Annotated in this window: 6 protein-coding genes; 4 read left to right on the top strand and 2 right to left on the bottom strand. The window is 63.3% G+C overall.

Annotation, left to right across the window (positions count from 1 at the left end; translation table 11 throughout):
* Positions 1-194 precede the first annotated feature (194 nt).
* Both mce and R4P70_RS32400 read left to right on the top strand, forming a co-directional pair.
* A complete protein-coding gene (gene mce, locus R4P70_RS32405) occupies positions 195-668 on the top strand; it encodes a methylmalonyl-CoA epimerase (RefSeq protein WP_020723660.1) in 474 nt (157 codons plus the stop codon).
* 40 nt (positions 669-708) lie between these two features.
* Entirely contained in the window at positions 709-1,752 is a 1,044-nt protein-coding gene (locus tag R4P70_RS32400) for a hypothetical protein (RefSeq protein ID WP_029255700.1), read from the top strand.
* Positions 1,753-1,759: 7 nt separating this feature from the next.
* On the opposite strand, the gene R4P70_RS32395 is transcribed toward R4P70_RS32400, so the two are convergent.
* Both R4P70_RS32395 and nucS read right to left on the bottom strand, forming a co-directional pair.
* Entirely contained in the window at positions 1,760-2,104 is a 345-nt protein-coding gene (locus R4P70_RS32395) for a hypothetical protein (protein WP_020908287.1), read from the bottom strand.
* Between the two features lie 19 nt (positions 2,105-2,123).
* Positions 2,124-2,798 (bottom strand): endonuclease NucS, encoded by a 675-nt coding sequence (gene nucS, locus R4P70_RS32390; protein ID WP_003945160.1) that lies wholly within the window; start codon positions 2,796-2,798, stop codon positions 2,124-2,126.
* 42 nt (positions 2,799-2,840) lie between these two features.
* On the opposite strand from nucS, the gene R4P70_RS32385 reads away from it, so the two are divergent.
* Together R4P70_RS32385 and R4P70_RS32380 are read left to right on the top strand one after the other, a co-directional pair.
* Entirely contained in the window at positions 2,841-4,433 is a 1,593-nt protein-coding gene (locus tag R4P70_RS32385; protein WP_019749166.1) for an adenylate/guanylate cyclase domain-containing protein, read from the top strand.
* 142 nt (positions 4,434-4,575) lie between these two features.
* Positions 4,576-5,202 (top strand): dihydrofolate reductase family protein, encoded by a 627-nt coding sequence (locus R4P70_RS32380; RefSeq protein WP_317833804.1) that lies wholly within the window; start codon positions 4,576-4,578, stop codon positions 5,200-5,202.
* The last annotated feature ends 136 nt before the right edge of the window (positions 5,203-5,338 follow it).

The raw sequence follows: 5,338 nt of genomic DNA, 5'->3' as shown, positions 1-5,338 counted from the left end.
GAGGTCGGACCCGGAGAGGTCTTTCAACGATCCGAGGAGTCGACCCATCGGGGTACGAGCTCCCGCAACAATCACAGAACTGGTCACGATTTCCTCCGGCTGCAAAAGAGACATAGTCGTCGGTTCCGTGCGGCCTAAGAGCCAAGTCACATCCCGACGTGTACTCCTCAAACGGTAGCGCTACCGTGAAAGGTATGACACAGACCTCCCCCAGTTCTGCACTCGCACCTTTGTCGTCCGACCTCGTCGTCGCGATCGATCACGTCGGAATCGCGGTGCCCGATCTCGACGCGGCAATCGCGTGGTACACGCAGCACCTGGGCATGGTGTCGACCCACGAGGAAATCAACGAATCGCAGGGCGTGCGCGAAGCCATGCTCTCCGTCGTCGGCTCCCCCGCCGGATCCACTGCCGTTCAGCTGCTCGCACCACTGGACGAGAACTCGACCATCGCCAAGTTCATCGACCGAAGCGGCCCCGGACTGCAGCAGCTCGCCTACCGGGTCACCGACATCGACGCCATCTCCGCCGAGCTTCGCGAGCGCGGTGTTCGGTTGCTGTACGACGCTCCCCGGCGCGGTACGGCCAACTCGCGCATCAACTTCATTCACCCGAAGGACGCCGGCGGCGTCCTGGTGGAACTGGTCGAACCCGACGCGAGCCACTAGCAGACCCGACTCCAGCTCGTATGCCAGGTAGATTGTCGCCATGGCATACGAGCAGGACCGCGGTTCGATCCAACTTCCGTTCCAGATCGCACGGAAGGGATACGACCGCGACGAGGTACGTAACTACTTCGAGCGATTCGACGCGGAGCTGCGAGTTACCGCGGCCGATCGTGATGCTGCCGCTGCGCAGGCCCGTGACCTTGCCAAGCAGCTCGACGATGCACGCGACGACATCGACGACCTCCGCAAGGACGTCGACCGCCTCTCGGTACCGCCCACCACTGCGGAGGGCATGAGCGATCGCATCAGCCGCATGCTGCGCCTTGCCTCCGACGAGGCTTCGGAGGTGCGCGCGAAGGCCGAGGCCGACGCAGCCGAGATGACCTCCATCGCCGAACAGGACGGCGCCCGCCTGCGCGGACACTACGAGTCGCTGATTGCCGAACTCGAGGACCGTCGCAATGCGATGGAAACCATGCACGAGCAGACCATGGCGCAGGCCCGTACCGAGGCCGCCCGGATCGTCGAAGCCGCACAGGCCGAGCGGGATCGCCTGGCTGCCGAGTCCGAGGCCAAGCGCACTCAGATCCGCGAAGACTTCGACATCTCGATGTCCGAGCGTCGCGCCAAGGTCGTCGCCGCCGTCAACGACCTGGAGTCGTCGAGCAAGGCAGAGGCCGAGCGTCGACTCTCCGATGCGTCGCACGAGGCTCAGCGCAGGCTGCAGGCCGCCACCGATCAGTCCGAGCGCAAGATCGCTCACGCGAAGGAACTCACCGAAGAACTGCGTGTTCTCCGTGGTCGAATTCTGGCTCAGCTCTTGGGCATTCGGGGACAACTCGATTCGGTTCCGGCCATGCTCGCATCGGTCAACCGGGAGAGCGAACTCCTCGATGCACCGCCCGCTCCGGTCATCGTCGAAGCCGAGGAAAATCTCGAGATCGAAGACAAGAAGGCCGACTCCGATCCGGTCGACTCAGAACCGAGTATCGACGAAGACGATGTTCTCGAGGACTCGGACGAGACCAACACCGCCGAGATCGACACCCGCGCCGTCGAGCAGCGAGCCCAGTCCCGGAACTGATCGACGCTCAGGACCACCGTCTGGTCAGGCTGCGAGTTCCGCGGCCTGACCAGCATCCGGTGTGCCAGTGTCGACGTTCGTTCGCGCCGCCCGGTTCCGAAGGCCACGTCACCACATGGGCGACACCGGGCCTGATGTCGTGATCACAACCGGGGCAGCGATAGAACTTCGTCGCGTTGGAGCCGGGTATCGGCCTCACCATGTACATTTCACCGCCCGGCCCTGGCTCCTCCCGGACCAGCGCCCCGCCGAACAACACACCACTGGGTGACTGCGATTCCGCGCTCGAATCCCGAGCACGCCGAGTATCCGTTCGACGGGATTGCTTCGGCGAAGGTTTGCGGCGCGGCATGGTTCGAGTCTAAACAGCGTCAGAAAAGTCGGAACTCGGTGCTTTCGGTACCACGCAAGGCCTCGTAGTCCAAGACCAGGCAACGGATCCCACGGTCGTTGGCCAAAGTCTTTGCCTGCGGCTTGATCTGTTGCGCTGCAAAAACTCCCGTAACCGGTGCGAGCAGAGGATCGCGGTTGAGCAACTCCAGGTACCGCGTCAACTGCTCGACGCCGTCGATCTCGCCGCGACGCTTGATCTCCACCGCCACCGATGCACCATCCGCGTCACGGACCAGAAGGTCGACCGGCCCGATGGCCGTCATGTACTCGCGCCGCACCAACGTGTAGCCGGGGCCGAGTGTCTCGACATGCTCCGCCAGAAGTTCTTGAAGGTGTGCCTCGACTCCGTCCTTAATCAATCCCGGATCGAGACCGAGTTCATACGACGAATCGTGCTCGACCTCTTCGAGAGTGATCCGAAGCTCCTCGCCCGCCTTGTTGGTGACGACCCACAGGATGTCGTCGCTGTCGCCGGTGGTCTCGACCAACCAGCACGGCGGACTCATCCAGTTCAGCGGCTTGTACGCCCGGTCGTCGGCATGAATGCTGACCGAGCCGTCGGCCTTCACCAACAGCAGTCGTCTTGCGGTAGGGAGGTGGGAGGTCAGGCGTCCCACATAATCGACACGGCAACGAGCAATAACTAGGCGCACCGGACCACCCTAAGCGATCATTACGACTACTCTCGACACACTATGCAGCGAAGCCGTGTCCCGAGTGCGCCCCTGGGGTCGTGGCTGCTCGGATCCACCGACGAAAGCCCCAGGCGCCGCCGAATCCGCGTCCAGGCACTACTCACCGCCCCTCTCCTGGTCACCAACCTGATCGGAGCGGTGCTGGCGATCGTGCTCGTCGGATTCGTGGTTCCCGGACCCGAGATCATCCACCCCGAATTCGCGTGGATCAACTTTATTGCCGTGCCCGTCTTCATCGGGTGTGTCTTTCTCATCGGACTTCTGTGGGGCACCAAACGCCTCATGAGGGATCTCCGGTGGGCCACCGAGGATCACCGGCCAACCGAGCAGAATCAACGCGCGGCGTTGCGCGGGCCGTGGCGACTGACCCGAGTGCAAGCCGTCCTGTGGACGGCCGCGCTCATCACCTTCACGACCATGTACGGAATCGTCGACCCCGACACCATTCCGAAAGTTCTGTTCACCGTGGCTTTCAGCGGTATCACCACCTGCGCTTTCTGCTACCTGCTCAGCGAGTTCGCACTCCGCCCGATTGCTGCGCGTGCACTCGAATCCGGAGCACCCCGCAAGGCTGCCGTTCTCGGACTGACCGGCCGGACAATCCTCGTCTGGCTGCTCGGAAGCGGAGTCCCCGTCACCGGCTTGATGCTCGTAGCGGTCTTCAGCTTCATCCGACCCGCTTCGTGGCAAGCCCTCGCGACCGCGATCCTCGTCATCGGCGGGATCACTCTGTGCGTCGGACTCGGGCTGACGTACATCAACATCCGATCAGCCGCGGCCCCCATTCGGTCCGTACGCCGAGGCATGGAACAAGTCACCCGTGGCGACCTCACCGCGTCCGTCGTCGTGTACGACGGGACCGAACTGGGACTGCTGCAGACCGGCTTCAATCGCATGGCCGAGGGCCTGCGCGAGCGGGAGAGAATTCGCGACCTCTTCGGGCGTCACGTCGGACACGAGGTTGCCGCAAACGCGGTTCGCCGAAACCCGGAACTCGGCGGTGAAGAACGAGACGTTGCCGTCCTCTTCGTCGACGTCATCGGTTCGACCACGATCGCGGCCACCAACTCCCCTACCGCGGTGGTCGCTCTACTCAATCGATTCTTCGACGTCATCGTCGACGAGGTAGACGCACACGGCGGATTCGTCAACAAGTTCGAGGGCGACGCAGCGCTGGCGATCTTCGGAGCGCCGACGACACTCGACGATCACGCCGGCAGTGCACTCGCCGCCGCCCGCAAGATTCAGCAGCGCCTGCGTGCCGAAGTTCCGGAGGTGAGCGCGGGAATCGGCGTCGCTGCGGGAATTGCCGTTGCCGGAAACGTCGGTGCGCGAGAAAGATTCGAGTACACCGTCATCGGTGATCCCGTCAACGAAGCAGCGCGACTGTCCGAGGTCGCCAAGACGGTTCCGGGTAACCTCGCCGCGTCCGGACGGGCTGTGGCCGCCGCTGACAGCGCCGAAGCCGCACAGTGGTCGATCACCGAGAACATCACCCTTCGTGGCCGCCTCGAACAGACCGAGCTCGCGATTCCCTGCGACGCCTTGGAGTCCGAGACCACCCCGGCAGACTCTGTGCCCGTTCAGCCCTGATCTCACCGCCCACCCTGAGCGAACGGCACGTTCGGTCGATCCAAGGCGATGAACGCCACGTTCGCTCGATGACTTTCCCGCTTCCCGACGGTCTATATCGAAACAGCGGAAATCCGACGATGCCGGGGAGATGGGTACGACTATGAAACTGACGACATTTACCATCGTCACTCTCGACGGGGTGATGCAAGGACTCGGTGGGCCGGACGAAGATCGACGCGGCGGATTCGAACGTGGCGGATGGTCCGCGCCACTGGTGGACACAGAAGCCATATCTTACCTTGTCCAGGTCTACCAGCGCGCCGACGCCTTCCTGTTCGGTCGGCGGACTTACGAAATCTTCGCCGGTTATTGGGGCGCGTTCGAGAATCCAGAGGTCAACCCGATCGCAAGCGCCTTGAATACGCGGCCCAAGTATCTTGCCTCGACAACGGTCACCGATCCGCAATGGAAGAACACCACGGCCCTTTCAGGTGACACCGCCGCAGCGATCGGCGAACTGAAAGCCAGACCCGGCGGCGAGCTTCAGGTGCACGGCAGTGGCGAATTGTGCCGCTGGCTTCTCGCGAACGATCTCGTCGACGACATGATCCTGCTGATCGTTCCGGTGGTCGTAGGCCAGGGCACGCGACTCTTTCCCGACACCGGACCGGATATCGCACTCGAACTGGCCGAATCGCGAGCCACTCCAAAAGGCGTGACGATCCAGCGGTATCTGCCCACTGGCCGGCCGAAGTATGCAACTGCCACCGCCGACGGCATCGAGTGATCAGGGCAAAGCGCCCGTCGTCCTCAGTCGTGCTCCCGCTCATGATGGTGTGAACGGGGCGTTCGGTCGATCTGAGGCGACGAACGTGCCGTTCGCTCGATCCGGGGGGTGCCGGCGGCGGGATGTTTCGGGGTGT

The organism is Rhodococcus sp. IEGM 1241 (assembly GCF_033142365.1).
Classification (GTDB): domain Bacteria; phylum Actinomycetota; class Actinomycetes; order Mycobacteriales; family Mycobacteriaceae; genus Rhodococcus_F; species Rhodococcus_F erythropolis.
The sequence above is the reverse complement of the archived record's forward strand: the minus strand, read 5'-3'. Positions and strand labels throughout refer to the sequence as shown.

Excerpts from the sequence above, each read along its gene's own strand:
- R4P70_RS32395 (WP_020908287.1), bottom strand. The coding sequence starts at position 2,104 with ATGCCGCGCCGCAAACCTTCGCCGAAGCAATCCCGTCGAACGGATACT.
- R4P70_RS32400 (WP_029255700.1), top strand. The coding sequence starts at position 709 with ATGGCATACGAGCAGGACCGCGGTTCGATCCAACTTCCGTTCCAGATC.
- R4P70_RS32385 (WP_019749166.1), top strand. The coding sequence starts at position 2,841 with ATGCAGCGAAGCCGTGTCCCGAGTGCGCCCCTGGGGTCGTGGCTGCTC.
- mce (WP_020723660.1), top strand. The coding sequence starts at position 195 with ATGACACAGACCTCCCCCAGTTCTGCACTCGCACCTTTGTCGTCCGAC.
- R4P70_RS32380 (WP_317833804.1), top strand. The coding sequence starts at position 4,576 with ATGAAACTGACGACATTTACCATCGTCACTCTCGACGGGGTGATGCAA.